General features: G+C 67.3%; 21 protein-coding genes and 2 pseudogenes. 12 read left to right on the forward strand and 11 right to left on the reverse strand.

Going from position 1 to position 24,489, the window contains the following annotated elements:
• The first annotated feature begins 1 nt into the window (after nt 1).
• Nucleotides 2–1,210: a M23 family metallopeptidase gene (locus ACOI2T_RS34965; RefSeq protein WP_409502880.1), complete on the forward strand. Its 1,209-nt coding sequence runs from the start codon at nt 2–4 to the stop codon at nt 1,208–1,210.
• Nucleotides 1,197–1,553: pseudogene (locus tag ACOI2T_RS34970) on the forward strand (DUF3054 domain-containing protein); the annotation flags it as partial. The gene ACOI2T_RS34965 and the pseudogene ACOI2T_RS34970, both read left to right, overlap by 14 nt.
• On the opposite strand, the gene ACOI2T_RS34975 reads toward ACOI2T_RS34970, so the two are convergent.
• From ACOI2T_RS34975 to ACOI2T_RS34990, 4 genes are all read right to left on the reverse strand, one after another.
• Complete coding sequence (locus tag ACOI2T_RS34975; protein WP_067848625.1) at nt 1,553–2,893, reverse strand: HAMP domain-containing sensor histidine kinase; 1,341 nt, start codon at nt 2,891–2,893, stop codon at nt 1,553–1,555. The pseudogene ACOI2T_RS34970 and the gene ACOI2T_RS34975 sit on opposite strands and share 1 nt — an antisense overlap.
• Nucleotides 2,894–2,919: 26 nt before the next feature.
• Nucleotides 2,920–3,588 (reverse strand): response regulator transcription factor, encoded by a 669-nt coding sequence (locus tag ACOI2T_RS34980; RefSeq protein WP_198538857.1) that lies wholly within the window; start codon nt 3,586–3,588, stop codon nt 2,920–2,922.
• Nucleotides 3,589–3,665: 77 nt separating this feature from the next.
• The gene (locus tag ACOI2T_RS34985) at nt 3,666–4,046 is read right to left on the reverse strand and encodes a heme-binding protein (protein ID WP_067848631.1); all 381 of its coding nucleotides are present in this window, start codon (nt 4,044–4,046) and stop codon (nt 3,666–3,668) included.
• A 169-nt stretch (nt 4,047–4,215) separates the two neighbouring features.
• On the reverse strand, nt 4,216–4,773 hold the full coding sequence (locus ACOI2T_RS34990; protein WP_067848632.1) for a hemophore: 558 nt from the start codon (nt 4,771–4,773) through the stop codon (nt 4,216–4,218).
• A 283-nt stretch (nt 4,774–5,056) separates the two neighbouring features.
• On the opposite strand from ACOI2T_RS34990, the gene ACOI2T_RS34995 reads away from it, so the two are divergent.
• The 3 genes from ACOI2T_RS34995 (at nt 5,057) to ACOI2T_RS35005 (ending at nt 9,319) form a co-directional block, all read left to right on the forward strand.
• Nucleotides 5,057–7,915, forward strand: coding sequence for an MMPL family transporter (locus tag ACOI2T_RS34995; protein WP_409502881.1), 2,859 nt, complete (start codon nt 5,057–5,059; stop codon nt 7,913–7,915).
• Nucleotides 7,912–8,535 (forward strand): hypothetical protein, encoded by a 624-nt coding sequence (locus tag ACOI2T_RS35000; protein ID WP_409502882.1) that lies wholly within the window; start codon nt 7,912–7,914, stop codon nt 8,533–8,535. The genes ACOI2T_RS34995 and ACOI2T_RS35000 overlap by 4 nt, the downstream gene beginning before the upstream one ends.
• A gap of 70 nt (nt 8,536–8,605) precedes the next feature.
• A complete protein-coding gene (locus ACOI2T_RS35005) occupies nt 8,606–9,319 on the forward strand; it encodes a phosphotransferase family protein (protein WP_421875380.1) in 714 nt (237 codons plus the stop codon).
• A 7-nt stretch (nt 9,320–9,326) separates the two neighbouring features.
• On the opposite strand, the gene ACOI2T_RS35010 is transcribed toward ACOI2T_RS35005, so the two are convergent.
• Both ACOI2T_RS35010 and ACOI2T_RS35015 read right to left on the reverse strand, forming a co-directional pair.
• Nucleotides 9,327–10,016 (reverse strand): hypothetical protein, encoded by a 690-nt coding sequence (locus ACOI2T_RS35010; protein ID WP_409502883.1) that lies wholly within the window; start codon nt 10,014–10,016, stop codon nt 9,327–9,329.
• Entirely contained in the window at nt 10,013–10,621 is a 609-nt protein-coding gene (locus ACOI2T_RS35015; RefSeq protein ID WP_409502884.1) for a hypothetical protein, read from the reverse strand. The genes ACOI2T_RS35010 and ACOI2T_RS35015 overlap by 4 nt, the downstream gene beginning before the upstream one ends.
• Nucleotides 10,622–10,687: 66 nt before the next feature.
• Between ACOI2T_RS35015 and ACOI2T_RS35020 the strand changes: the two are divergent.
• Nucleotides 10,688–12,660: pseudogene (locus ACOI2T_RS35020) on the forward strand (M13 family metallopeptidase).
• Between the two features lie 148 nt (nt 12,661–12,808).
• Here ACOI2T_RS35020 and ACOI2T_RS35025 read toward each other — a convergent pair.
• Together ACOI2T_RS35025 and ACOI2T_RS35030 are read right to left on the reverse strand one after the other, a co-directional pair.
• Nucleotides 12,809–13,816, reverse strand: a complete 1,008-nt coding sequence (locus ACOI2T_RS35025; protein ID WP_085150200.1) for a L,D-transpeptidase — start codon at nt 13,814–13,816, stop codon at nt 12,809–12,811.
• Between the two features lie 142 nt (nt 13,817–13,958).
• Entirely contained in the window at nt 13,959–15,182 is a 1,224-nt protein-coding gene (locus tag ACOI2T_RS35030; protein ID WP_409502886.1) for an MFS transporter, read from the reverse strand.
• Between the two features lie 42 nt (nt 15,183–15,224).
• On the opposite strand from ACOI2T_RS35030, the gene ACOI2T_RS35035 reads away from it, so the two are divergent.
• Entirely contained in the window at nt 15,225–15,524 is a 300-nt protein-coding gene (locus ACOI2T_RS35035; protein ID WP_409502887.1) for an MTH1187 family thiamine-binding protein, read from the forward strand.
• Here the strand turns inward: ACOI2T_RS35035 and ricR are convergent.
• Nucleotides 15,521–15,820, reverse strand: a complete 300-nt coding sequence (ricR, locus tag ACOI2T_RS35040; RefSeq protein ID WP_067848655.1) for a copper-sensing transcriptional repressor RicR — start codon at nt 15,818–15,820, stop codon at nt 15,521–15,523. The two genes, ACOI2T_RS35035 and ricR, sit on opposite strands and share 4 nt — an antisense overlap.
• 112 nt (nt 15,821–15,932) lie before the next feature.
• Here ricR and ilvD point away from each other — a divergent pair, with 112 nt between their 5' ends.
• Together ilvD and ACOI2T_RS35050 are read left to right on the forward strand one after the other, a co-directional pair.
• Nucleotides 15,933–17,645 carry a dihydroxy-acid dehydratase gene (ilvD, locus tag ACOI2T_RS35045; RefSeq protein WP_067848657.1) on the forward strand — a complete coding sequence of 571 codons (1,713 nt, stop codon included), beginning with the start codon at nt 15,933–15,935 and terminating at the stop codon, nt 17,643–17,645.
• A 222-nt stretch (nt 17,646–17,867) separates the two neighbouring features.
• A complete protein-coding gene (locus ACOI2T_RS35050) occupies nt 17,868–19,097 on the forward strand; it encodes an ankyrin repeat domain-containing protein (RefSeq protein ID WP_409502888.1) in 1,230 nt (409 codons plus the stop codon).
• Nucleotides 19,098–19,224: 127 nt separating this feature from the next.
• Here the strand turns inward: ACOI2T_RS35050 and ACOI2T_RS35055 are convergent, their stop codons facing one another.
• Nucleotides 19,225–19,806, reverse strand: a complete 582-nt coding sequence (locus ACOI2T_RS35055) for a TetR/AcrR family transcriptional regulator (protein WP_409502889.1) — start codon at nt 19,804–19,806, stop codon at nt 19,225–19,227.
• Nucleotides 19,807–19,962: 156 nt separating this feature from the next.
• On the opposite strand from ACOI2T_RS35055, the gene ACOI2T_RS35060 reads away from it, so the two are divergent.
• The 3 genes from ACOI2T_RS35060 to ACOI2T_RS35070 are packed head-to-tail and all read left to right on the forward strand — an operon-like array spanning nt 19,963 to nt 23,844.
• Nucleotides 19,963–20,658 (forward strand): class I SAM-dependent methyltransferase, encoded by a 696-nt coding sequence (locus ACOI2T_RS35060; RefSeq protein WP_421875386.1) that lies wholly within the window; start codon nt 19,963–19,965, stop codon nt 20,656–20,658.
• The gene (locus tag ACOI2T_RS35065) at nt 20,570–20,950 is read left to right on the forward strand and encodes an MmpS family transport accessory protein (protein ID WP_409502891.1); all 381 of its coding nucleotides are present in this window, start codon (nt 20,570–20,572) and stop codon (nt 20,948–20,950) included. The genes ACOI2T_RS35060 and ACOI2T_RS35065 overlap by 89 nt, the downstream gene beginning before the upstream one ends.
• Nucleotides 20,947–23,844, forward strand: a complete 2,898-nt coding sequence (locus ACOI2T_RS35070; protein WP_409502892.1) for an MMPL/RND family transporter — start codon at nt 20,947–20,949, stop codon at nt 23,842–23,844. Before ACOI2T_RS35065 ends, ACOI2T_RS35070 begins: the two co-directional genes overlap by 4 nt.
• Here the strand turns inward: ACOI2T_RS35070 and ACOI2T_RS35075 are convergent.
• A complete protein-coding gene (locus ACOI2T_RS35075) occupies nt 23,837–24,466 on the reverse strand; it encodes an O-methyltransferase (RefSeq protein ID WP_409503080.1) in 630 nt (209 codons plus the stop codon). The genes ACOI2T_RS35070 and ACOI2T_RS35075 overlap by 8 nt on opposite strands.
• Between the last annotated feature and the right edge of the window lie 23 nt (nt 24,467–24,489).

The following is a 24,489-nucleotide window of genomic DNA, read 5'->3' on the forward strand; positions in this document are numbered from 1 at the left end:
CATGCGGGTCCGAACCCTCGCGTCCGGTACGGCGCTGCTCGCGCTCGCGCTGACGTCGTGTTCGTCGGCGGAGACGTCGCAGTCGGAACCGACGACGACCACAACGCCTCCTCCGGTCGCGACTCCGGTGATCGGATCGGTTCTGGCAGCCCCGGTTTCGGTGCCCGCCACCGATGGCCGGACGCACCTGGCCTACGAGTTGATGCTGACCAACACGATGCCGAGCAACGTCACCCTGACGTCGGTGAGTGCACTGGCCGGCGATCGCAAGCTGCTCACGCTGTCCGGTGACAGCCTCAAATACTGGACTCGCCTCGTGGGAAGCCCGGCCGCCGGTGCGAATGTGCTCGGGCCGGGTCAGAGCGCATACGTGTGGCTCGACGTGGTCGCCGACGACCCCGCACAGGTTCCGACCGAACTCACCCACGCCGTGGGCGTCAAGGTCGCAAAACCCATGCCGCCGCTCATCCCGCCGGATCTGACCGAGACGGTCGCGCCGGTGTCGGTGCAGACGCGCAAACCGGTGTCGATCTCGCCACCGCTGGCCGGCGAGGATTGGGTGGACGCCAACAGCTGCTGTGACATGACCCCGCACCGGATGGCGCTCAACCCGATCAACGGAAAGGTCTGGGCCGCCGAGCGATTCGCGATCGACTACGTCCAGCTCGGCGCCGACCGCACGCTGTTCTCCGGCGACAAGGCCAAGGTCGAGAGCTACCCGGACTTCGGTGCCGAGATCCACGCGGTCGCCGACGGTCCGGTGGTCGCGGTGCTCGACGGCCTGCCCGAGCAGACCCCGGGCACGGCGCCCAGCGGGCTCGCGCTCAACGAATACGGCGGCAACCACATCGTGCAGGACATCGGCGACGGCAACTACGCGTTCTATGCCCACCTGCAACCGCAGAGCCTCAAGGTCAAGGCGGGCGATCAGCTCAGCACCGGGCAGGTCATCGCCGCGCTGGGCAACTCCGGGAACTCCGATGCGCCGCACCTGCACTTCCACGTGATGGACGGCCCGGACCCGTTGGCGTCCAACGGCTTACCGTTCGTACTCAAATCATTCCGGCTCGACTCCCGGCTGACCGGTATGGGGGCACTCGATCCGTTGATCGACGGCAGGCCCGTTACGCTGCAGCCGGGCTTCGCAGCCCGCGACCAATCCGAAGTCAGCCCACTGGTACTGGACGTGATGACCTATGCGACGAACTAGCGCCCTTTCGCTCCTCACCGACGTGGTCTGCGTGGTGGTGTTCTGCACCATCGGGCGGCGCAGCCACGACGAGGGCATCACCGTGGCGGGCGTCGCCGAGACCGCGTGGCCGTTCCTGGTGGGCACGGGCGTCGGCTGGCTGGTATCGCGTGGTTGGCAGCGTCCGACCTCGTTGGCGCCCACCGGGATTGCGGTGTGGGTGTGCACGGTGGTGATCGGGATGCTGCTGCGCAAACTCACGTCGGCCGGGGTGGCCGCGAGCTTCATCGTCGTCGCCTCGCTCGTCACCGGGGTGCTGCTGCTCGGGTGGCGCGCGGCGCTGACGGGCGTGCGCCGCCGCGCTCAGTCCGGCTGGCCGGGTTCGGCCGCGGGCGACATCGAGATTGTCAGGGTGGCGCGCAACCCGCCGAGCGGCCCGTCGGACAACTGGATCTCACCGCCGTGCAATTGAGCCTGCTGCGCGACGAGCGCGAGGCCGAGACCCGATCCCCCGCTGACGGCGGTGCTGCCGCGCCGGAACCGGCCGAGCACGGTTTCGTGCTCCTCGACCGGCAGACCGCGGCCGTTGTCGTCGACGACGATCGTCAGCATCTGCCCGCTGCGGTGGGCGGCCAGCACGATGCGGGTGGCCTCGCCGTGCGTGATGGCGTTGCGCACCAGGTTGTCGACGGCGATCCGCAGGCCGCCCGGCCAGCCCAGCACGAGGCCGACGTCGTCGGCGACCTGAACGTCGATGCTCACCGGTCCGCCCGGTCGGCTGTTCTCTCTCGCGACCCGGTCGAGCATGTCGGTGATGTCGATGAGCTCGCGGTCCTCGGCCTGCGCCAACTGACCGGAGGCCAGCTGCCCCAACGCGGTGATGATGGCCTCCACGCGCCGCTGGGCGCGCGACAGGTCGGCGACCACCTCGTCGCGCTCGTCCTCGGGTAGGTTGTGGATCCGCAGGGTGTCGAGGTCGGCGCGCATCGCGGTCAGCGGGGTGCGCAGCTCATGGGCGGCGTTGGCGGCGAAATCCTGCGCTGCCTGAAGGGAATTCGTCGTTGCCCGCTGTGCGGCCGCCAGCCGGGTCAGCATCCCGGCCATCGCCTCGGAGAGGTCTTCGGCCTCACGGACGCCGCGCACCTCGGGCATCGTCTCGGTGCCGCTGCCGAGTTTGGAGGTGTGCTCGGTCAGCTTGCGCAGCGGCCGGATCGCCGGGCCGGCGAGCAGCCAGCCCAGCCCACCCGCGACGAGCACGGTGACCAACCCGACCGCGGCGTACAGCGGAATTCGGTTGGCGCTCAACAGGATACTGTCGGCGCGGATGCCGATCGACATCAGCACGCCGCCCTGCTGGTCGACCTGGATGGTGCGGACGCGATAGTCGACGCCGTTGACCTGGACGGTCTCGGTGCCCGGCGGCAGCGCAGGCAACTGGAAGCCGCGCTGGAACACCACCTGCCCCGTCGACCTGGACCGGCCCGTAGTGAGCACACCGCGGCGCGGATCCTGCAGGTGCTCGGGGTTGATGCTGGCGTCGACGATCGAGTCGAGCCTGCGGTCGAGTTGCGCCGCGTCATTGTTGACGAGCACGAGCGAGGTCAGGATCGTGAACGCCGCGACGACCGCGGCAGCCGCTGCCGCGGACGCGACCGCCACCCTGGTACGCAGCGACGCAGAACGGATGAAGCGAAAGAGCCGCACCTAGTCGTGCGTCCCTGGCTCGATCGTCACGTTTCTTCCCTCAACACGTACCCGATGCCGCGCACGGTGTGGATGACGCGGGGCACGCCCTCACGTTCGAGTTTGCGCCGCAGGTAGGAGATGAACACGTCGGCCACGTTGGTGTCGACGTCGAAGTCGTAGCCCCAGACGAGTTCCAGCAGCCGCTGCCGGGACAACACCACACCGGCGTTCTCGGCGAGAACCGCCAACAGGTCGAACTCCCGCTTGGTCAGGTCCGCGCGTTCACCGCCGACGAACACCAGACGCCGGGCGGTGTCGATGGTCAGCGGCCCGACGGTCATGGTGTCGGAGGGCCGGTCGGAATGGCTGGCACGGCGCAGCAGCGCGTGCAGTCGCGCCACGAGCTCGCCGAGATCGAACGGTTTGGTCAGATAGTCGTCGGCGCCTGCCTCCAGGCCGGCGATGCGGTCGTTGACCGTGTCGCGGGCCGACAGCACGCAGATCGGTATGTCATTGCCCAGCGCACGCAGCGCGGTGACCACGGCTACCCCGTCCAGTTCGGGCATCTGGACGTCCAGAACGAGGGCGTCATGCGACTCGTTCGACAGCAGCCGCAACGCTTCCTTGCCGGACGCCGCGACCCGAACGTCGAAACCCGAATGCCGCAATCCGCGGGCAACCGAGGTCCTGACGTCCGGGTCGTCGTCGACCATCAGCACCGTTCGATTCACGCCGTCGGGCGTGTGTGGTCCTTCGCCGCTGGCGGGGATGGTTTCCGCCCGCACTCGGACTACGGGGTTTCAGGCGCCGGAGCGGTACCGCAGCGGTTCTTGAGGTCGACGAGCGGCTGACGGATGCCGGTCAGCTCGGCCTTCACCTGCTGGTTCTGCTCCAGGTAGTCGTGGACCTTGGTACGGACCTCTTCGCGCGGCAGGCCCTCGAGGCTCGTGAAGAAGTTGTTCACGTCGGGATGGGTGAACAGGTAGGCCGAGGTCGACGCCGAAACCCCGGCGGCCACGCCGGCCAGATCGGCGGCCGTGCAGTTCGGGGGATTGGGCGCCGGTTCGGCCAGGGCCGACGGGACAGCACCGAACAGCATCGCACCGGCGAGTGCGCCGGCGCCGGCCGCGCCAGCTACTACACGCCGGGCATTTCGGGCCGAGAGCAACATGGTCAAGCTCCTTCATCGGATGTGGATGGCCGTAACGCCAAACGGTTACCGGCTTAGGAAAGCTAAGCAGAATCTGTGGAGAGTTTCTTGCCTTGTGCTCAACCAATCGTGAGAACGTCGGAACCCGCAGTTCAGAAGGCCTGCTGTCGACGACGCGACGGGTCCGGTTTCAGCGGCCGACGACGGTCGCGGGTCCGGGGAGCGGGCCTGCGCCCTGGGTCACCGCCGACGCGGGCGACGACTGGGCCGGCACCGAGGCGCTCGGCACCCCGACGGTCTGTGCCGACGGCAGCCCTCCTGGCAAACCTCCGGGAAGCGTGGCGCCCTGCTGCTGCGCGGCCTGCATCAGGCCAAGCAGTTGCGGGAGCGTGACCGGCAGCTTGCACTTCGTGCCGAGGCTCTGCAACGGCTGCTGCAGTTGCTGCATGTCCTTGGCCACCTGTGGGTTGGCATCGAAGTAGGCCTTCAGGGAAGCGAGCGTCTGCGGCCCGGCCTGCTGCTGCAGGATCGTGGTCAGCGCCTGGTTGGTCTGCGGATGCGAGTCGAGGTAGTCGCCGGTGTTGGTGGCCACCTTGCCCACCGTCCTCGACACCTCACTGGCCGCGCACGGATCGGATGCGGCGGTAGCCGATGGCCCCAAGAGCGCGGCGACGGCGGCGCCTCCAGCTGCGGTGGCCGCGAACGCGACGGCCAATTTGCGACGCAGTTCACCCTTGGTCGGTTTCATGGAAGTGCTCCTTCGAGTTTGCGAACGTTTACTTCCTCGCAAACGCTGCGATCGGCGGCATGACAGAACTCGGGCCCCCGACGCTCATCTAGATCGAGGGCCATCTTGCCATCTATGTCGCCGGGCCGACCACTTCCGTTAGCAACCGCACAGGTAACGGAAAGCACGTCTCGGAGCGATCTCAGATGCGGAGAGCGGCGGGCCACCATACTCCCGTGGAGGTACGCTCACGCTGACGCAACGCCGCCGGGGGAGAAAGAAGGGGCCTCGCATCCAGCAGTTCATGATGCGCTTGAGCAGCAGCCTGCGCAGATTCCGCTGGGCGGTGTTCGCGACGTGGCTGCTGCTACTGGTGCCCTCGATCTACCTGGCGCTCAATCAGTCGTCGAATCTGACGGGTGGCGGGGCCGAGGTCGAGGGTTCGCAGTCGCTGCAGGTACAGCGGCAACTCGAAGAACACTTTCCCGATCAGGGTTCGTCACCTCTCGCGCTGGTCGCCGCCCCGCGAGCGGATGCGTCGTTCGACGACATGAACGCCGCGGTGGTGCGACTGGAGCAGGTCGCGTCCGAGGTGCCGAGCGTCAAGATCGTGCCCAATCCGCAGCAGCCCGCGCCACAGCCCGACCGGCCCTACGTCATCACCCTGCAACTGGACTTCGACAACACCGGAGCCACCGACGTCGCCAAGCAGCTGCGCCAGAAGGTCGGGATACACGGCGAGGAACCCGGCGAGAGCGAGAACGGCAAGGTCAAGTACTACGTCATCGGTCAGGGCGCGCTGAGCGCGGCCGCCTCGGGGGCGATCAAGACCGACATCGCCCAGGCCGAGAAGTGGAACCTGCCGATCGTCCTGATCGTGCTGCTCGCGGTGTTCGGCTCGCTGGCCGCCGCCGCGCTGCCGCTCGTGCTCGGCATCTGCACGGTCGTGGTGACGATGGGCTTGGTCTATCTGCTGTCGATGTACACCACCATGAGCGTGTTCGTGACATCGACCGTGTCGATGTTCGGCATCGCCCTTGCCATCGACTATTCGCTGTTCATCCTGATGCGGTTCCGCGAGGAACTGCGCGCGGGCCGCGAGCCCGCCGATGCCGTCGACGCGGCGATGGCCACGTCGGGGCTGGCGGTTGCGCTGTCCGGCCTGACGGTCATCGCCTCGGTCACCGGCATCTACCTCATCAACACCCCGGTGCTCGTGTCGATGGCGACCGGCGCGATCCTCGCGGTCGCGGTCGCGGTGTTGACCTCGACGACGCTGACGCCCGCGGTACTCGCGACGTTCGGCCGCGCGGCCGCCAAACGTTCGTCGTACCTGCACTGGTCGCGGCGCGCCGAGGCCACGCAGTCGCGGTTCTGGACCCGCTGGACCGGCGCGGTGATGCGCCGCCCGTGGGCGTCGGCGCTGGGGGCCGTCGTGCTGCTGCTGGCGCTCGCCGCCCCGGCCTTCGGGATGGTGCTCGGCAACAGCATGCAGCGTCAGTTCGAACCGACCCACGAGATCCGCGGCGGGGTCAACGCCGCGGCCGACGCGCTCGGGCCCGGCGCGCTCGGGCCCGTGCGGGTGCTCGTGACGTTCCCCGACGGGAACGCGTCGGGGCCTGCGGGCACCGCGACGCTCGACGCGGTACGCCAGCAGATGACCAAGGCGCCGAGTGTCGTGACTGTGCAGCCGCCGGTGTTCGCCGACAACGACGACAGCGCCCTGCTGTCGGCGGTGCTGTCGGTGGATCCCGAGGACATGGCCGCCCGTGAGGCGGTCGACTGGATGCGGGCCGAACTCCCCGCGGCAGCCGGGCCCGACGTGTCCGTGGCCGTCGGCGGCCCCACCGCGCTGATCAAAGACTTCGACGACCGGGTGTCCGCCACGCAGCCGCTGGTGTTCGCGTTCGTCGCGATGATCGCGTTCGTCATGCTGCTGGTGTCGATCCGGTCGGTGTTCCTGGCGCTCAAGGGCGTGCTGATGACGGTGCTGTCGGTGGCCGCGGCCTACGGCAGCCTGGTGGCCGTCTTCCAGTGGGGCTGGTTCGAGAAGCTGGGCTTCGAGAAGATCAGCTCGCTCGACAGCACCATCCCGCCCCTGGTCCTGGCCATGACGTTCGGCCTGTCGATGGACTACGAGATCTTCCTGCTCACCCGGATCCGGGAACGGTTCCTGCAAACCAACAACACCCGCGACGCCGTCGCATACGGCGTCAGCACGAGCGCGCGCACCATCACCAGCGCCGCACTGATCATGATCGCGGTTTTCATCGGCTTCGCATTTGCCGGCATGCCGCTCGTGGCACAGCTGGGCGTGGCCTGTGCGGTCGCGATCGCCGTCGACGCCACAGTCGTGCGGCTGGTCCTCGTGCCCGCGTTGATGGCGATGTTCGACGAGTGGAACTGGTGGCTGCCGCGCTGGCTGGACAAGTTGCTGCCCGAGGTCGACTTCGAGAAGCCGCTGCCCAAGGTCGAGGTCACCGATCTGGTGATCATCCCCGACGACATCTCGGCCCTCGGCCCGTCGGGCGCCGATCTGCGCATGATGGTACGAACCGCCGCACGCATGAAAAGCCTTGCGCCGCAGACCATCATCGTCACCGATCCGTTGGCGTTCAGCGGCTGCCACCAGCCGACCACGCGACTTTCACAGCGTCCCGGCAAGGCCAAACCGTGCCCGCCGGGTGTGCATCCGGTGACGATGTGGCGCGGCCGGCTCTCGGTTGCCGTGGACGCGCTCGAAACCGAGGCCGATGCGGAACGGGCGCCCGTCGAACGCCGCGGCCCGGTCGAGACGACCAACGTCCAGCTGCCCACCGGGGACCGGCTGCAGATCCCGACCGGCGCGGAAACGCTGCGGTTGAAGGGCTATCTGATCATGTGCCGGAACAGCACCCGCGACTATGCCGAGTTTGCCGATCTTGTCGAGTCGATGGAAACTGAAACTGCAGCTCTGGTGTTGTCGGGCATGGACCGGTATTACTGTGGGCAGCACCCACGGAATCGATGGGTGTCCACCCAGTTGGTACGCCGGTTGGCCGACCCACAGCCGTCCGACGAGCACGACGTGAGAATGTCGGGGCCCGACGCGGCTGCAGACTGGGCAAAGGTCAGGCAGCGTTGCCTGTCGGTTGCGGTAGCAATGCTGGAGGAGGCGAAGTGACGTTGGCCCCCGACGTTCGGGTTGCGCGGGATGCGCGTCGCGAAGGCGTTCCGCCGAGTCAACAGTCTTCGGGCCGGTCTTCGGGCCAGCGCTCCCAGGCTCCGCGCCCGCAGGGGCAGCGCCCGCAGAACGCCCGGCAGCGGCCGGCGCAGGGCGCCCAGCAGCAGCCACCGCGACAGCCTCCGTTCGACGACCGCCCGGTCGAGTACTGGCCCACCGCCGCGATCCGCGCCGCGCTGGAAACCGACGACATGACGGTGTGGCAGCGCATCGTGGCCGCGGTCAAGCGCGACCCTTACGGCCGCACCGCGCGCCAGGTCGAGGAAGTGCTCGAAACCGCCCGCCCGTACGGCGTTTCCAAGGCCCTGTCCGAGGTGCTCGTGCGCACCCGCGAGCATCTTGAGGCGACCGAGCGCGCGGAGGTGGCCCGCCAGATCCAGGCGATGCTGCGGCGCTCCAAGCTCGAACCGCAGGAGTTCGCGTCGCGCATCGGGGTTTCCAACGAGTCGTTCGCGACGTACCTGGAGGGCAAGACCAGCCCGCCGGCGTCGCTGCTGCTGCGGATGCAGCGGCTCTCGGACCGGTTCGCCAAGATCGCCGCGCAGCGCGCCGCGAAGTAACATTCCGGATCTCCCCGACGCCGAGGTCCGCGAGGGCCAGTTCTATCGCGTCGTTCTCGGTGCCGAGCGGGTGGTCTGCTATCCGCGCACGCCGGCGGCCGCCGCTCGTCTCGGCGACCGAGCCAAGCGACTGCGCATCGTGTCAGCCCTCGATCTCGGTGTCGATGTGCCCCAGCCCATCGCGGAATCCCCTCCGGGCGAGCCCCCGTATCTGGTGTTGAGCCGCATCGCGGGTGAACCGCTGCAACCTGCCTTCTTCGATGAGCCGCGAGTCGCCGAACAGTGCGGCCGGTTACTCGCCCGACTGCAGCGCGCGGGCGCCGACCCGGCGGTCCGTGCGGCGTTGCCGGTCGCGGGCGCCGACCGGTGGCGGCAGTTCGCGGACGCGGTGCGCGCCGAGCTCTACCCGCGCATGTCGACGGCCGGTCGTGACCGCGCCGAGGACGAGTTGGCGGCCGCGGCCACGCTGCCGCACCTCACCTCGGCCGTCGTGCACGGTGATCTCGGTGGCGAGAATCTGCTGTGGCGGCACGACGCCGAGTGCCCTCGCCTGTCCGGCGTAATCGACTGGGATTCGGTGATGTTGGGCGATCCCGCCGAAGATATTGCCGCACTCGCGGCGAGCTTCGGCCTGCCGGTGCTCGAGCACCTCGCGGGTTCCGATCCGTCGCTGCTGGGTCGGGTGGCCGCAATACGCGCGACGTTCGCCCTGCAGCAAGCGCTCGACGGACACCTCGACGGCGACGAGGCGGAACTCGCTGCCGGGCTCGCCGGTTACGCCTGACGCCGGCTCACCGCGAGTGCAGCGGCGTCACGTTGTCGACGAGCCAGCGGCCGTCGGACTTGCTCAACGTGACCCGCAGCGCCAGCACCGCATTGTCGGTGGGTTTGCCCGGCACACTCTGCGTACCGCGCAGCACCACGGCCACGCTGGCGGCCTGCGGTCCGAGCGCCTCGACACCCGCCGATATGGTGCTGGCCTGCGCCGAGACGTTGCGGCTCGTCAATTCCTTTGCGACCGTGGCGAACTCGTTCTTGAACGCCTCGGCACGCTCGGGTGACATCTGACCGGCCGCGCGGTCGATCGATGCCGTCGGACTCTGCGGGGTGAACGTCGCGGTGGCCTCCGAGACGCTGCTGGCGATCCGCACGACCTCGTCCCGGTCCTGCTCGAAGGTCCGGTCGGGCACGGTCCAGCGCAGGTAGCCCACGACCACCGCGGCGATCAGCGCGGCGGTGGCCACGCCGACCACCGCGAGCCGCAAACCCGGTCCGTCGTCGTCGGTGCCGACCGTGACGCCGTCGCGCCGGGCCAACACGACGTTGACGACGACGCCCTGCACGATCAGCAGACACAGCACCGAGCACACCGAGACCCACCACAGCGGCCAGGCCAGGGCGACGCCCAGGAAGACGAGTGCGGCGATCGCGGCGAGTGGTGCGGCGATGTCGAAGGCCAGTACCCGAAGTCGGTTTCTCATCGGATCGGCTCCAGTCGCGAGATCATCAGCGCTCCGTCGACGTCCGAGACGTCCAACCGCAGCGTCCACCGCACGGTTTGAGGCTTGTCGGTGCCTGCGTTCTCGGTGACCGATGTGGCGACCACGAGCACGGTGTCCACCCGCGACACCATGCCGCTCAGACCGGGCGGCGGCCCGGGCTGCGCGGCGCCGTCCGGACCGGTGGGCGGGTGGTAGAGGGATTCGATGGACACCGAGTCGATCTGCCCGGAAGTCCTCGACTTGAGCCGCTGCACCAGGTCCCGGTACGGCTGCACGGCGGAATCGAAGTCGGTGTTGAGCTGCCCGACGGTGCCCTCGTGCAGTTTCAGCATGTCGGCTTCGACGGTGTCGGCGTTCATGTTGATGAGCACGCCGGTCCAGTCGGCCGCGGCCTGCAGCACGCGCGTCTGATAGTTGCGCTCGGCGACGTCGCTGCGATGCCCGGACCAGATCATCGCCGCGAGCACGACGGCGGCCACCGCGATGACGCCCAGCACTGCCGACGCGACCCCGTAAGCAGTGAACATTCCGTCACCGCGGTCGGGGGCCTCGTCGGGTCCGTCCTTGCTGGGCGCGTCTGGCATGGCCGTGAGGGTACCGGTGCGCCGCAAGCCCCCGGCCACCGCCGAGGCGTCTGGAAGAATGTCGGGGTGACGGTAGAAGCCATCAAGTCGGGTATCGACCTGAGCCATGTCGACCCGCAATCCCGCCCTCAAGACGATCTGTTCGGCCACGTCAACGGCCGCTGGTTGACCGACTACGAGATTCCCGCCGACCGGGCCACCGATGGCGCGTTCCGCTCGCTCTACGACCGCGCCGAGGAGCAGATCCGCGATCTGATCACCGAAGCAGCTGAGTCCGGGGCCGAGAAAGGCACCGATGAACAGCGCATCGGCGATCTCTACGCCAGCTTCATGGACGAGCAGACGATCGCCGAGCGTGGTCTGCAGCCCTTGCTCGACGAACTCGCGTTGATCGACGATGCCCCGGACGCGGCCGCGCTCGCCGTCGTAATGGGCGAGTTGCAGCGCACCGGCGTCGGCGGCGGTACCGGCGTGTATGTCGACACCGATTCCAAGGATTCGACGCGCTACCTGCTGCACATGGGCCAGTCGGGCATCGGCCTGCCCGACGAGTCGTATTACCGCGACGAACAGCACGCCGAGATCCTGGCCGGCTATCCGCAGCACATCGCCGGCATGTTCGGCCTGGTGTACGGCGGGGATCAGACCGAGACCGCGGCGCGCATCGTGGCGCTGGAGTCCAAGATCGCCGCAGCCCACTGGGATGTGGTCAAGCGCCGCGACGCCGATCTCACCTACAACCTGCGGCGGTTCGCCGAGCTCGCCGACGACGCCCCGGGCTTCGACTGGTCGGGTTGGGTGCAGGCCCTCGGCGCGACGCCGGACAAGGTCGCCGAGCTGGTCGTGCGTCAGCCCGATTTCCTGACGGCATTCGCCGCGCTGTGGTCCTCGGAAGATCTCGAGGACTGGAAAGCGTGGGCGCGCTGGCGGGTGATCCACTCGCGTGCCGCGCTGCTCACCGACGATCTCGTCGCCGAGGACTTCTCCTTCTACGGCCGCACGCTGAGCGGCACCGAGCAGATCCGCGACCGGTGGAAGCGCGCGGTGTCGGTGGTGGAGAACCTCATGGGCGATGCGCTGGGCAAGCTCTATGTGCAGCAGCACTTTCCGCCCGAGGCCAAGGCCCGCATGGACGAGCTGGTGGCCAACCTGCGTGAGGCGTACCGCGTCAGCATCAACGAGCTCGAGTGGATGACCCCGGAGACCAGGGCCAAGGCGCTGGCCAAGCTCGACAAGTTCACGCCGAAGATCGGCTATCCGGCCCGCTGGCGCGACTACTCGGCGCTGGTGATCGAGCGCGACGACCTGTACGGGAACTACCGCCGCGGCTACGTCGTGAGCTCCGACCGCGAGCTGGCCAAGCTGGGCGGACCGGTGGATCGCGACGAGTGGTTCATGACGCCGCAGACGGTCAACGCCTACTACAACCCGGGCATGAACGAGATCGTCTTTCCCGCAGCCATTCTGCAGCCGCCGTTCTTCGACGCGCAGGCCGACGACGCCGCGAATTACGGCGGCATCGGCGCGGTGATCGGTCACGAGATCGGCCATGGGTTCGACGATCAGGGCGCCAAGTACGACGGTGACGGCAACCTGGTCGACTGGTGGACCGACGCCGACCGGGCCGAATTCGGTGCGCGCACAAAGGCTCTCATCGAGCAGTACGAGCAGTTCACGCCTCGCGGCCTTGACCCCGCACACCATGTGAACGGCGCCTTCACGGTCGGCGAGAACATCGGCGATCTCGGCGGGCTGTCGATCGCGCTGCTGGCCTACCAGCTGTCGCTCAAGGGCCGGCCCCGGTGATCGACGGGCTCACCGGCGTGCAGCGCGTGTTCTTCGGCTGGGCTCAGGTGTGGCGCACCAAATCCCGTGACGCCGAGGCGATCCGGCGCTTGGCGGTGGATCCGCACTCCCCGCCCGAGTTCCGGTGCAACGGCGTCATCCGCAACATCGACTCGTTCTACGAGGCGTTCGACGTGAGCGAGTCCGACGAGCTCTACCTGGAGCCCGCCGCGCGCGTTCGCATCTGGAACTGACCGCCGCCGCACTCTCCTCGCGCGAGCAGACGTGAACGTACCCTGGAATGCGCGTTCCCGGGTACCTGCGCGTCTGCTCGGCGAGGGAACTCAGCGGTAACGAAAAAGCGCCCGACCCAACAGGATCGGACGCTTTTCACGGCTCGTTCTAGAACATCTGCCAGTCGGATGCGCCGTCGGGCAGGTCGTAGAGGGCGCCCTTGCTGTTCTTGATCACCACGGGGTCACCGCTACCGAACTGGTCGTAGAACCACTGGGCGTTGGCCGGGCTGAGGTTGATACAGCCGTGGCTGACATTGCGCTTGCCCTGGTCACCCACCGACCACGGGGCGCTGTGCACGAAGATGCCGCTGTTGTCGATGCGGACGGCATCCTGCACCTTGAGCTTGTAACCCTCGGCGGAGTCGACCGGCACACCGTAGGTTGACGAATCCATCACGATGTCGGGGAACTTCTCCAGCACGTAGTACGTGCCGTTCCTGGTCTCGTGCTTGCCGTCGCTCTTGCCCATCGACACCGGGAAGGTCTTCTCCAGCTTCCCGTTCCGCATGATCTCCATCTGATGGGTGCTGTCGTCGACCGTCGCCACCAGGTAGTCACCGACGCGGAAGCTCGACTTGGTGCCCGCGGCATCGATGTTCACCACGGTGTTGGCCGGCCAGAAGTCCTGCGGGCGCCACCGCAGCTGCGTGTCGGTGACCCAGTAGAACCGGCCCGGCACCGGCGGATTCGACGTGATGCGGATGGCGTCCTGCGCCATCTGCCGATCCGCGATGGGCCGCTGGAAGTTGATGTAGATCGGCTTGGCGACGCCCACCATCGAGCCATTGACCGGGTTGAACGACGGCGGCAGGAACGGCGGCTGGCCGGTGAACGGCTCCGGGTTCTGGCCGGCAGGCGTGCCCTCGATCGGGACGGCCGGTGCGCCGTAGTTGTTGACGGGCTCCGGCACGGCCGGGTCGGCTGCCGTCACGGGCGCCAACGGATCCGTCGGCGGCGGTACGACCGGCGCGGGCGCGGCGGCCGGATCGATCGGAGCCGGCGGTGGCGGCGGCGGGACGGGCTCTGCGAGTGCGGACGGGGCCGTGACCAGTCCGCCGACCAAACCCGCTGCCATGAGTGCGGTGATCAGTCTGCGTTTTGCCGAATTCGGCATGCGTTACCTCCAGACAGCACAACTCGCTCCAGTGTCGCACAGCGCGGAGACCAGCTACTGCCGCGCGAGGCCGTTTCACCCCGACACCGACCGAGCCAACGGCGCTGAACTGCGGTGTTGATCGTCGCGAACGTGTCGGGCGTTACTTGTCGCTGGTGGCGCAGGGAACTCGGAACAGGCCTCGCGTTGCCAGCACGCCGCTCATCGCGACGATGATCAACGCTGCGGCTGTGCCGACCATGGCAGCCAAGCCAGCCTGGTCATAGATCCCGCCACCGATCAGCGCGCCGCCCATGATGCCGACCTGGAATGCGGCCACATACAAACCGGAAGCACCGTCGGGGTCGTCGGGGGCAGATCGCATCGCCGACGCCTGCAGCATCGGTGGCAGCGCTGTCGAGGCCGCACCCCACAGCACGACCGCCACCGCGCCCACCAGCACGGTCGCCAGGCCCGGGCGTTGATCGACGGCCAGCCCCGTCAACGCCGTCAGCGCGGCCGCCAGCGCTGCCAGACACCCGACCACCGATGCCTTGGGCCAGTGATCGAGCGGCCGAGCCATCGCGGCCATCGCGAGCAGGCCCGCGACGCCGTAACCCGCCAACAGCCAGGCGAGGTGCGCGCCGTGCACACCGACCACGTCGCGGATGATGACGACGATGAACGTGTAGGCGATGAAGTGGCCCGTGACGCCGACGAGCGTCAGCGCCGACAGCGTGATCAGCCGCCGGTTGCGGCGGTGCTTGCGGGGTGTCGCAGCGACGTCCTGCGTCGACGGCATCGCAGGCAACGTCGCCCACGCCGCAAGCGTCACCGCGAGCGCGGTCACGGCCACCGCTACCACCGCAAGACGCCACCCCCACAGCGCACTCAGCGCCGCGGTCAGCGGATTGCCCACCACCAACGCCAGGGCCGTGCCGACATAGACGGCGGCAGTCGCCCGCCCGGCATGGCTCGGCGGCACCAGCCTCGCACCGATCGGTGCGATGACCGACCACATGAGGCCATGGGTCAGTGCACACAGCACACGCCCGCCTGCCAGCACCGCGAAGTTCGGTGCGAGCGCCGAAATGATCTGGGAGACAGTCAGACACACGAGGGTGAGCAGGAGCGTGCGGCGGCGCGGCCAGTGCGCGGTCACGCGGACGAGCAGCACCGTGGTGAGTGCGGCGACCAACGCGTAGGTGGCCATGAGCGTGCCGACCAGGCCTTCGCTGACATCGAGATCGGCCGCGATCGCGGGTAGCGCGCCGACCGGCAGGATCTCGGCGGTGACGTAGACGAAGGCGGCCGCCGCGAGCACCGTGAGCTGCACGGTGACGCGCAGCGTCCACGGGCTTGCCGTCGTCGGCGATTCCACGGTCATCTGGGTGTCACGGTAATGCCTCGACCGCGCAGAATCGACGATGTGATTGTTGCTTTCAGTGTCAGCCCCACGGGTGGTGACGACTCCGGCAGCGTCGGCGCCGCGGTGGCCGAAGCCGTGCGGGTGGTGCGCGAGTCGGGCCTGCCGAACGAGACCAATGCGATGTTCACGAACATCGAAGGCGAGTGGGACGAGGTGATGGCGGTGATCAAGCGGGCGGTGGAGGCCGTCGCGGCCGTGTCCTCACGGGTGAGCCTGGTGCTCAAGGCCGACATCCGCCCCGGCTACACCGGCCAGCTCACCGCCAAGGTCGAACGGATCGAGCGCGAGCTCGGCACCTAAGACCGCACGAGCCGCGCGATGGCGGCCGACGCTTCGGCCAGTTTGGCGTCGGCCTGATCGCCGCCCTCGGCGACGGCCTGGGTGACACAGTGCCCGAGGTGCTCATCGAGCAGGCCGAGGGCGACCGACTGCAGCGCACTGTTGACGGCGCTGATCTGGGTCAGGACATCGATGCAGTACTTGTCCTCGTCGATCATCTTGGCGATGCCACGGACCTGACCCTCGATGCGGCGCAGCCGCTTCGCGTAGTTTTCCTTCTGCGGCGAGTAGCCATGCAGTACCGACTCGTCAGCCACGTTCCACCATCCGCCTCATTGTCGTCGCGTTATCACACCAGCATACAGGTACCCCACCGGGGTATGCATATCGGTTTGGTCAGGGTAAACGCCCGGGGGCATACTTGCAGCTATGTCTTCTGCGCCCTCAGATGCAAAACCCGATATCAAGCCCCGTAGTCGCGACGTCACCGACGGCCTGGAAAAGGCCGCGGCCCGCGGCATGCTGCGCGCGGTGGGCATGGGTGACGAGGACTTCGCCAAACCGCAGATCGGCGTCGCGTCCTCGTGGAACGAGATCACGCCGTGCAACCTCTCCCTCGACCGGCTCGCCAAGGCCGTCAAGGAAGGCGTGTTCGAGGCCGGTGGCTTCCCGATGGAGTTCGGCACCATCTCGGTGTCCGACGGCATCTCGATGGGCCACGAAGGCATGCACTTCTCACTGGTGAGCCGCGAGGTCATCGCCGACAGCGTGGAGACCGTCATGCAGGCCGAGCGCCTGGACGGCTCGGTGCTGCTGGCCGGCTGCGACAAGTCGCTGCCCGGCATGTTGATGGCCGCCGCGCGGCTCGACCTGGCCAGCGTCTTCCTCTACGCCGGTTCGATCCTGCCCGGCAAGGCCAAGTTGTCCGACGGCACCGAGCGCGACGTCACGATCATCGACGCGTTCGAGGCGGTCGGCGCATGTGCCCGCGGCCTGATGTCGCGCGAGGACGTCGACACCATCGAGCGCGCCATCTGTCCCGGCGAAGGCGCGTGCGGCGGTATGTACACCGCCAACACCATGGCCTCGGCCGCCGAGGCGCTCGGCATGTCGCTGCCCGGTAGCGCCGCTCCCCCGGCCACCGACCGCCGCCGTGACGGTTACGCCCGCAAGAGCGGCATGGCCGTCGTCGAGTTGCTGCGCCGCGGGATCACCGCACGCGACATCCTGACCAAGGAGGCCTTCGAGAACGCCATCGCGGTCGTGATGGCGTTCGGCGGGTCCACCAACGCCGTGCTGCACCTGCTGGCCATCGCCTACGAGGCCGGTGTCAAGCTCACGCTCGACGACTTCATCCGCGTCGGCGCGAAGGTGCCGCACCTGGCCGACGTCAAGCCGTTCGGCAAGCACGTGATGTTCGATGTCGACCGCATCGGCGGCGTGCCCGTGGTGATGAAGGCGCTGCTGGATGCCGGTCTGCTGCACGGCGATTGCCTGACCGTGACGGGCAAGACCATGGCCGAAAACCTCGAACACATCGCCCCGCCGGATCCCGACGGCAAGGTGCTTCGCGCGCTCGCCGACCCGATCCACCCGACCGGCGGCATCACGATCCTCGGCGGATCGCTTGCCCCCGAGGGCGCCGTCGTCAAGTCCGCCGGCTTCGACTCCGACGTGTTCGAAGGAACCGCAAGGGTTTTCGACCGCGAACGGGCCGCGATGGACGCGCTCGAAGACGGCACCATCACCGCGGGCGATGTCGTCGTCATCCGCTACGAAGGTCCCAAGGGCGGCCCGGGCATGCGCGAGATGCTGGCCATCACCGGCGCGATCAAGGGCGCCGGCCTCGGCAAGGATGTGCTGCTGATGACCGACGGCCGGTTCTCCGGTGGCACCACCGGACTGTGCGTCGGCCACGTGGCACCCGAGGCCGTCGACGGCGGCCCGATCGCGTTCCTGCGCGACGGTGACCGCATCCGTCTCGACGTCGCCAAGGGCACGCTCGACGTCCTCGTCGATCCGGCCGAATTCGAAGCCCGCAAGGCCGGTTTCGAGCCGCTCCCGCCGCGCTACACCACGGGCGTGCTGGCCAAGTACACCAAGCTGGTCGGCTCGGCCGCCGTCGGCGCCGTCTGCACGTAGTAGCCCCCTGCCCCTCACACCGCGAGCGACCGTGTCTGTACGCCGACACACCGCAAATTTGCGTACTTCAGCGGTCGCTCGCGGGCCGGTAGGGTGACGTTCGGGCGCGCAGGACCGCCCGACGTCCGCTCGAAGAGGCTCAGCCTCCCTGCTGGTTAGTTGCTTGTGACCGACCTCTTCTCAGCCCGATTCGCGGACGCGGGCACATGAGAGGAGGCCGTCATGGCCAGCACCCTGCCCAACAATCCTTCCCTCGACCGTCTGCGCGACGAGGCCCGCAAGCTGCAACGCGGCGTCATCGCGGGCGATCCCCAGGCCACCGGACTCGTCCATCGGCATCACCCGCGACCCGACATCGCGCTCGCGAAGGACCGCCTCCCGCTTCACGACGCCCATGTGACCGTCGCCCGGGCCTACGGGTTCACCGGCTGGCCCGCCCTGGTGCGCTATCTCGAGGCCGCCGCCGACCTCAGCGTCGATCCAGGCGCACTCGACGAACACTCAATCGACCCGCCGGACCGATTCTGTGCGTGGGCGTCCTTGCGTTACAACGAATCCGACGCGCCACCGCGCCGGCAGGCCGCCGCCGAGCTGTTGGCCGCCGACACCGGCATGGTCGACCGGCATGTGTGGGCGGCTGCCTCGGCGGCCGATCCTGGCGCACTGGCCCGTCATCTCGATACCCACCCCGAGTCGGCCAGCATCGGAGGCGGCCCGTTCGGCTGGGCTCCGCTGATGTACCTGAGTTACTCACGGGCACCGCTGAATCGCAGCCGTGACGACGTGCTCTCCGCGGCGCGGCTGCTGCTCGACGCCGGTGCGGACCCGAACGCCGGATACCTGTGGTGTGGCATGTCGACACCGTTCACGGTGCTGACCGGAGTCTTCGGCGAAGGCGAGCAGGGACCGCGTCGACAGCCCCGGCACCCGTTCGCCACCGAGCTCGCGACGCTGTTGCTGCAACGTGGCGCGCATCCGGTCGACCAGCAGACGTTGTACAACCGGATGTTCCGCGCCGACGATTCGCACCTCGAATTGCTGTTCGCATACGGTCTCGCCGACGCCGGGCCGAGCCCGTGGGAGCTTCGCCTAGGTGAGGCGATGGAGACCCGCAGCCAGATGTGGCAGCGCCAAATCGATTGGGCCGCAACGCATCGTTTCACCGATCGACTCGAGCTGCTCGCGCGGCACGGAATCGACGTCGCCGGCGCCGAAGTGGTCGAGCCGACCACGCCGGACGACCTCAATGCGCGAGACGAGGAAGGCGCGACGTCACTGCACCACGCGGCATGGGAAGGCGATCTCACATCGATCCAGCGCCTGCTCGACGCGGGGGCCGACCCATCCGTGACCGACTCACGGTTCGAAAGCACGCCGCTGGGCTGGGCCGAACATGCCTACCAGACCGAGGCCGCGGAGTTGCTTCGTGCGTATACGCGCAAGGGCCGGTAGGCGACTGACTCCGATCGCCCCTGGCGTTGAGTTCGACACCAGGGCGGTGAATTGCGGCCGTCAACCGATGATCAGCAGCCCTCTGGTCAAAGTCAGTGCCAGGGGACCCTAGCCCGTCGCACCGCGCCTAGCTCTGAACGACCGGCCTCGCCGGTTCGCGCAACAACCGTTGCGTGCAGTCCAGCAGGACCCGGTGCAGGTCGTCGTCGTTGACGTCGTTGAGCTCGGGGTCGGTCGCGCTGCCATAGACGCCCGACATGAGCATCGACATCACGATCCTGCTCGCGGTGTCCGGGTCGGGGCCGAGGAGAATCGCGGTGAGCCGTTCGATCGTGGACTGAAGCTCGGCGCGGGTGTGGACGAGGCTGTCGATGACAGGATCGCCGTGGAAGATCGCGGTGACGCGGCGGTGCCGCACGGACAGTTCGACCATGCCGCTCACGGCGGCCTCACGCCGCGCCTCGGGCGTCGACATCGCCTCGGCGATCCGGACCAACCGGGTCATGTCGTCGAAAACCGGCTGCACGACCGCCAGCACGATGTCGTCCTTGGAATGGAACTGGTAGTAGACCGCTGCCTTACTGACGCCGAGGCGGTCGGCGATCATTTGCAGTGAGGTTCCGTTGACACCATGCTCAGCAAACAGGCCGAGCGCTGCTTCGAGCACCCGCTCGCGCGCAAACCCGCGCGGCGACACCGTCTTCGCCACACCTGTCCCTTCGTCGCGCTGAGCGTACCCAAGCGCGGGCTAGATCACACCGTCAATTGACCGAGCGACTTGATCGCAGTTAGCCGACTGTATAGGTTTCATTTGACATGCGGCAAGGACATCTGCGGGGAGGAGCCACCGTTGCCAATTTCGTGCGTGGCGAGCCCCGCCGCACCTCCCCTCCTCGATAAATACCTGATCAAAGCCGTTGAGTCCGGCATCCGCCAAGTGATCTTCCTCGCGTCGGATCTGGACCCGCGCCCATATGTACTTCCCTGGCCCGCCGGCACCACCGTCTATGTGGTGGACGAGCCCGCGATCCTCGACGTCAAGACCGAGGCACTCGCCGACGCACGTCCGACGGCGGACCTGCGGCCGGTGCCCGCCGATCTCGATCGGAGCTGGACGACGGAACTCGTCAAGGCCGGCTACCGCGCCGACCAGCCGACGATCTGGAGCGTCGAGGGTCTGCTGCCCTACCTTCCATTCGACGAGCAACGGCGAATGGTCGTTGACATCACTGCGCTCAGTGCCGCGGGCAGCAGGCTGGTGACCGAGATGTCGGCGAACCCGTTCACGGGCTTCGAGCAGTGCCGCGCGGATAAGGATTGGCGCGATTTCGCCGACGCCGACATGATCGTGAAGTGGCAGTGGCGCTTCGCAGCCGGCCAGTACGTGACTGCACACCTCCCATCCGAAAGGCCCACGAGCGAACATGAGGCTGTTGAAGCGGTTCTGGATTCCGTTGCTCATTACCGTGGTGGTGGTCGTCGGGGCATTCACCGTCATGCGGGTACGCACCTTCTTCGGCGCCGGCGATGGGACCGGGATCGCCAGCGCGAAGGTCGATGACACCAAGCCGTTCGATCCCAAGGTCGTGGTCTATGAGATCTACGGCGAGCCGGGCGCGATCGCTGACGTGAACTACCTCGATCTCGACGCGCAGCCGCAACGGATCGACGGGGTCGCGCTGCCCTGGTCGTTGCGGCTGGAATCGACTGCCCCTTCGGTCTTTCCCAACATCGTCGCCCAGGGCAACGGCAGTTCTATCAGCTGCCGCATCACCGTCGATGACGAACTCAAAGACGAGAGAACCTCCAACGGCGTGAACGCCCAGACCTTCTGCTTGGTGAAATCTGCATGAGCAACCACGACGCCCCCACCGACGCCTTCCCGACCGCAGGCGCCAAGCACAGCAAGCACGGCGGCATCGCCAAGCTGATCCGGTCTTTCGCGATCCCGATCATCCTGGTCTGGGTCGCCATCATCGCGTTCCTCAACGTGAGCGTCCCGCAGCTCGAAGAGGTCGGCAAGCTGCGGACGGTGTCGATGACGCCCGACGATGCGCCGTCGATGATCGCGATGAAGCGCGTCGGCGAGGTCTTTCAGGAGTTCAAGTCCAACAGCTCGGTGATGATCGTGCTCGAGGGCGACGAGCCGCTCGGCGATGCCGCGCACAAGTACTACGACGAGATCATCGACAAGCTCGAGGCCGACAAGAAGCACGTCGAGCATGTCCAGGACTTCTGGGGCGACCCGCTGACCGCGTCCGGCGCCCAGAGCTCCGACAGCAAAGCGTCGTACGTGCAGGTCTACACCGCAGGAAACCAGGGTGAGGCACTGGCCAACGAGTCCGTCGAAGCCGTGATGGACATCGTCGACAGCGTGCAGGCCCCGCCGGGCGTCAAGGCCTACGTGACAGGCCCGGCCGCGATGTCGGCCGATCAGCAGATCGCCGGTGACCGCAGCATGCGGATGATCGAAATGCTGACCTTCACGGTCATCATCATCATGCTGCTGATGGTCTACCGGTCCATCATCACGGTGATTCTCTCGCTGGTCATGGTGGTGTTCAGCCTGACGGCCGCGCGCGGCGTGGTGGCGTTCCTCGGCTATTACGAGATCATCGGGCTGTCGACGTTCGCCACGAACCTGTTGGTGACGCTGGCGATCGCCGCGGCGACCGACTACGCGATCTTCCTGATCGGCCGATATCAAGAGGCCCGAGGTGCCGGTGAAGACCGGGAACAGGCCTACTACACCATGTTTCACAGCACCGCTCACGTGGTGCTGGGCTCGGGTCTGACGATCGCCGGCGCCACCCTGTGCCTGCACTTCACCCGGCTGCCGTACTTCCAGACCCTGGGCATTCCGCTCGCGATCGGCATGACGGTCGTCGTCTTCACCGCCCTCGCGGTCGGGCCGGCCATCATCACGGTGGCAAGCCGGTTCGGCAAGGTGCTCGAGCCCAAGCGCGCCATGCGTACCCGTGGGTGGCGCAAAGTCGGTGCGGCCGTGGTGCGTTGGCCCGGTCCGATCCTCATCGGCGCGACCGCGATCTCCCTGATCGGGCTGCTGACCCTGCCCGGCTACCGGACCAACTACAACGACCGTCATTACCTGCCGCAGGATCTGCCGGCCAACTCCGGTTATGCCGCCGCCGACCGGCACTTCTCGCCGGCACGCATGAACCCCGAGCTGTTGCTGATCGAGACCGACCACGACCTGCGCAACTCGGCCGACTTCCTCGTCATCGAGCGCATCGCCAAACGTGTGGTCGGGGTGCCGGGTATCTCTCGGGTGCAAGCGATCACGCGCCCGCAGGGTACGCCGATCGAGCACACCTCGATCCCGTTCAACATCAGCATGCAGGGCACCACGCAGACCATGAATCAGAAGTACATGCAGGACCGCATGGACGACATGCTGATCCAGGCCGATTCGATGCAGGTCACGATCGACACGATGACCAAGATGATCGCGCTCATGGAGCAGATGCAGGTCACCATGAACAGCATGGTCGGCAAGATGCACGACATGGTCAAAGACATCCGCGAATTGCGGGACCACATATCGGATTTCGACGATTTCTTCCGCCCGATCCGTAACTATCTGTACTGGGAACCGCACTGCTACAACATCCCGATGTGTTACGCGATGCGGTCGGTCTTCGATGCGCTCGACGGGGTCGACACCATGACCGCCGACTTCGAGCAGATCCTCCCCGACATGGATCGCATGAACGCGTTGATCCCGCAGATGCTCGCGACCATGCCGCCCATGATCGCGACCATGAAGACGATGAAGACCATGATGCTGACGATGCAGGCCACCAACGGTGGTTTGCAGGATCAGATGGCGGCCATGCAGGAGAACTCCACCGCCATGGGCGAGGCGTTCGACAAGGCCAAGAACGACGACTCGTTCTACCTGCCGCCCGAGACCTTCGAGAACCCAGAGTTCAAGCGCGGCATGAAGATGTTCCTGTCCCCCGACGGGCACGCGGTGCGGTTCATCATCAGCCACGAGGGCGATCCGATGAGCCCAGAAGGCATCAAGCACATCGACGCGATCAAGTTGGCCGCCAAGGAAGCCATCAAGGGCACGCCACTGGAAGGCTCCAAGATCTACCTCGGCGGTACCGCGGCCACCTTCAAGGACATGCAGGAAGGCGCCAACTACGACCTGCTCATCGCCGGAATCGCTTCGCTGTGCCTGATTTTCATCATCATGCTGATCATCACCCGCAGCGTCGTGGCGGCCGCGGTGATCGTCGGCACCGTGGTGATCTCGCTCGGTAGCGCCTTCGGTCTCTCCGTGCTGATCTGGCAACACTTCATCGGCCTGGAGCTGCACTGGATGGTGTTGGCGATGTCGGTCATCGTGTTGCTGGCCGTCGGCGCCGACTACAACCTGCTACTGGTATCCCGCCTCAAAGAGGAGATACACGCGGGCCTCAACACCGGCATGATCCGCGCCATGGGTGGCAGTGGTTCGGTGGTGACGGCCGCGGGCCTGGTGTTCGCCTTCACCATGATGTCCATGGCCGTCAGCGAATTGGCCATCATCGGTCAGGTCGGCACCACGATCGGCCTGGGTCTGCTGTTCGACACGCTGGTCATCCGGTCCTTCATGACACCGTCGATCGCGGCGCTGCTCGGCAAGTGGTTCTGGTGGCCGCAGATGGTCCGTCAGCGTCCGAAGCCGCAGCCGTGGCCCAAACCGGTCCAGAAGGATCCGCAGGACGCACTCACCTGACGAGCGCGACGGCGAAGCCGTCCCAGCCCTTGGCGCCGACTGTCTGAATGGCCGCGGCGTCGAGGCGGGGATGGTTTCCCATGAGCTCGAGCATGTCGTGCACCGCGAGCGCCTGCGGGTCGTCGGCGGCCGGCTCGAGCACGCGGCCGAACCGGGTCACGTTGTCCACCACGATGACTGAGCCGGGCCGGCCGAGTTTGATCGCCCAATCGACATAAGAGACGTTGTTCTCCTTGTCGGCGTCGATGAAGATGAAGTCGAACACATCGCCCCGCTCGGCCAGCGTGGGAAGCGTGTCCAGCGCGGCGCCGACGATGATCTCGACGCGGTCGGCGACGCCGGCCCGCTGCAGGTTCGCGCGGGCCACCTCGGCGTGGCGGGGTTCGTATTCGAGGGTTACGACGTTGCCGTCGGCGCCGATGCCGCGCGCGAGGTTGATGGTGCTGTAGCCGGCCAGAGTGCCGATTTCGAGGACTCGCCGCGCCCCGGAGATCGTCGCCAGCAGCGACAGCAGTTTCCCGTACTGCGCCGATACCTCGATCGGCGGCATGTCCGCGGCGGGTGCGGATTCGCGCGCCGCGATCAGCGCTTCGTCCTCCGTGCGTAGCAACTGATCGAACATGACATCGACATCACGGGGCTCGG

Origin of the sequence: Mycolicibacterium wolinskyi str. Jessa 2025 (assembly GCF_049241375.1) — a bacterium.
GTDB classification, from domain to species: domain Bacteria; phylum Actinomycetota; class Actinomycetes; order Mycobacteriales; family Mycobacteriaceae; genus Mycobacterium; species Mycobacterium wolinskyi.

Bases quoted from the DNA above. Each gene is read 5' to 3' on its own strand.
- ACOI2T_RS34965 (WP_409502880.1), top strand. From the start codon at position 2: ATGCGGGTCCGAACCCTCGCGTCCGGTACGGCGCTGCTCGCGCTCGCG.
- ACOI2T_RS34980 (WP_198538857.1), bottom strand. From the start codon at position 3,588: ATGGTCGACGACGACCCGGACGTCAGGACCTCGGTTGCCCGCGGATTG.
- ACOI2T_RS34985 (WP_067848631.1), bottom strand. From the start codon at position 4,046: ATGTTGCTCTCGGCCCGAAATGCCCGGCGTGTAGTAGCTGGCGCGGCC.
- ACOI2T_RS34990 (WP_067848632.1), bottom strand. From the start codon at position 4,773: ATGAAACCGACCAAGGGTGAACTGCGTCGCAAATTGGCCGTCGCGTTC.
- ACOI2T_RS34995 (WP_409502881.1), top strand. From the start codon at position 5,057: ATGATGCGCTTGAGCAGCAGCCTGCGCAGATTCCGCTGGGCGGTGTTC.
- ACOI2T_RS35010 (WP_409502883.1), bottom strand. From the start codon at position 10,016: ATGAGAAACCGACTTCGGGTACTGGCCTTCGACATCGCCGCACCACTC.
- ACOI2T_RS35015 (WP_409502884.1), bottom strand. From the start codon at position 10,621: ATGCCAGACGCGCCCAGCAAGGACGGACCCGACGAGGCCCCCGACCGC.
- ACOI2T_RS35025 (WP_085150200.1), bottom strand. From the start codon at position 13,816: ATGCCGAATTCGGCAAAACGCAGACTGATCACCGCACTCATGGCAGCG.
- ACOI2T_RS35030 (WP_409502886.1), bottom strand. From the start codon at position 15,182: ATGACCGTGGAATCGCCGACGACGGCAAGCCCGTGGACGCTGCGCGTC.
- ilvD (WP_067848657.1), top strand. From the start codon at position 15,933: ATGTCTTCTGCGCCCTCAGATGCAAAACCCGATATCAAGCCCCGTAGT.
- ACOI2T_RS35050 (WP_409502888.1), top strand. From the start codon at position 17,868: ATGGCCAGCACCCTGCCCAACAATCCTTCCCTCGACCGTCTGCGCGAC.
- ACOI2T_RS35070 (WP_409502892.1), top strand. From the start codon at position 20,947: ATGAGCAACCACGACGCCCCCACCGACGCCTTCCCGACCGCAGGCGCC.
- ACOI2T_RS35075 (WP_409503080.1), bottom strand. From the start codon at position 24,466: ATGTTCGATCAGTTGCTACGCACGGAGGACGAAGCGCTGATCGCGGCG.